The sequence below is a fragment of the Miniphocaeibacter sp. genome, from assembly GCF_049276255.1.
Lineage (GTDB): Bacteria > Bacillota > Clostridia > Tissierellales > Peptoniphilaceae > Miniphocaeibacter.
Genome location: NZ_JBASWB010000026.1, coordinates 1 through 1,953, shown reverse-complemented (window position 1 = coordinate 1,953; position 1,953 = coordinate 1). Strand labels below are relative to the sequence as shown.

The 1,953-nt window shown below is 33.9% G+C and carries 2 protein-coding genes; one reads left to right on the top strand and one right to left on the bottom strand.

All coding sequences use genetic code 11. The features are described 5' to 3' along the window. Positions 1 to 185, bottom strand: a 185-nt coding sequence (locus WAO56_RS02900; RefSeq protein WP_422146246.1) for a hypothetical protein, incomplete at its 3' end; no start/stop codon positions are given. A 191-nt stretch (positions 186 to 376) separates the two neighbouring features. On the opposite strand from WAO56_RS02900, the gene WAO56_RS02895 reads away from it, so the two are divergent. After that, the gene (locus tag WAO56_RS02895) at positions 377 to 1,588 is read left to right on the top strand and encodes a transposase (RefSeq protein WP_422146245.1); all 1,212 of its coding nucleotides are present in this window, start codon (positions 377 to 379) and stop codon (positions 1,586 to 1,588) included. The last annotated feature ends 365 nt before the right edge of the window (positions 1,589 to 1,953 follow it).

Genomic DNA, 1,953 nt, shown 5'->3' with positions numbered 1-1,953 from the left:
CTGTGGATGATAAGCATCACTAAGTCGTAAATCCAGCCAATAGCGAAAAATCCGCCAGTGAGTAGATAAATGACGGCCCAAAGGACACGTCCGCGAACTAAGCGAATAACTGCTCCCCAAATAGGTCCAATGAAAAATTGGAGGAGTAAGTGAGCAATCCATGGTAATCCAAATTCTTTAACCATTTTGTACCTCCTATGGTTTATGATTTTATGATATATCAATTAATATAAAATTTCAATCTAACAAATGTAAATAATAGAAGAAAAGGTTAAATTGACAAGATAAAAAACTGAAAGAATCATTTTTTGCAAAAAATGGTTTTTTTAGTTTTAATAAAGTTAGGTGTGATTTCCGTATTGGAAGGAGGTTAAGCATGCGTAAGCATAAAGGAAATCGAAAACACTTTACTATTCGTCAACGTCATTACATTGAGTTTGCTATTGGTAAAGGAATATCAATAATGGAAATGGCTAACTTTCTTGGATTCTCTCGGCAATCAATATATCGGGAAATTCAAGATAATCGTTACCCAAAATTTAATCAAAAACGGGCATTAGAATATCCGCGAAATCTGTGTCTCCGATTAACTAAATATCCGTTTGTTTGTAATGTGTGCAAGTTTAAACAAGGCTGTCCGCATATTAAGTACTATTACAGAGGTGATGTCGCTAATGATAATGCCTCTGATCGTTTAGTCGTTGCTAGACGTGGCACTAGGCTTTCTAAAGGTGAATTACTTAATATCGAAGAAATAATTACTCCTGGCATTAGAAAAGGGCAAAGTATTCATCACGTCTACACTGCAAACAAGGATAAAATTAATGTTAGTCAACGGACAATTCGGAATCTTATTAACCGCAATGAATTAAGTGTTCGTAATATTGATTTACCATTAACTGTTGCTCAAAAACCGCCAAAGAAAGAATATGCGAAAGTAAACACGACACGACCACTAGGAACCTTATTTGGTCGAATGCATGTTGATTTTAAAGGTCTTATTGGGTTTGGTGACCATTACGCTCAAAGTGATTCGGTGATTGGTAAAAGAAGTGATAAAAAAACTATTCTCACCATTCATTTCCCAACATTAAGCTTTATGTTTGGACTTCTATGTGAATACAAAGGATGGTTACCTGTTAATAATCATTTCTACGCTTTAAGAGAAAAACTTGGACCAACACTTTATGAAAAAGCGTTCCCCGTTATTCTTGTTGATCGCGGTAATGAATTTGATCGGCTCTTTCTTCTCGAAGACGATAATGGTGAAGGTACTTCCAAAGTATTCTATGCGGATGCTTATAATTCCACGCAACGGGCTGAAATTGAATCAAATCATCGCCTTATTCGTCGTATCATCCCGAAAGGTCCAAAAGGTCGTTCTTTTGAATTTTTAACGCAAAATCACCTCGATTTAATGTTCTCTCACATCAATGGTCTTATTCGGGAAAAACAAGGTAATCGCACTGGTTACGAACTCGCTAAAGAGTATCTTGGTCAAGACTTCTTAAACGCAATAAATATCAAGTATATTGCACCTGATGAGGTAACGTTAAAACCTTATTTATTCGATAAATTACAAAAATAAAAAAGGGAATTAGACCGCAACTCTAATACCCTTTATACGGAAGTCGCACCTTGTTAGTAAAGCCCTTATAACTTGTCAATATAAGTTTTGCAAACTTTGAGGCGGTTCTTTTCGCCGTGCAAAGTTTTTAACTCTTTTTGCTTCTTCCACCCTCATTATAACAATATTTTTTACTTTACAATACCCTTTTTTGTCACTTTAATATCCGCTAAATTGAAAATATCTATTTTTAAAACTTTATTTTCTATTTTGTCACTTTATCTTTTTCATGTAACAATTTATTATTTTCATACTATAATTAAACAAAGAGGTGAAACATGAAATTTAAGAAGAAAGTAATTATTAAACTCGTTACTATTAATATA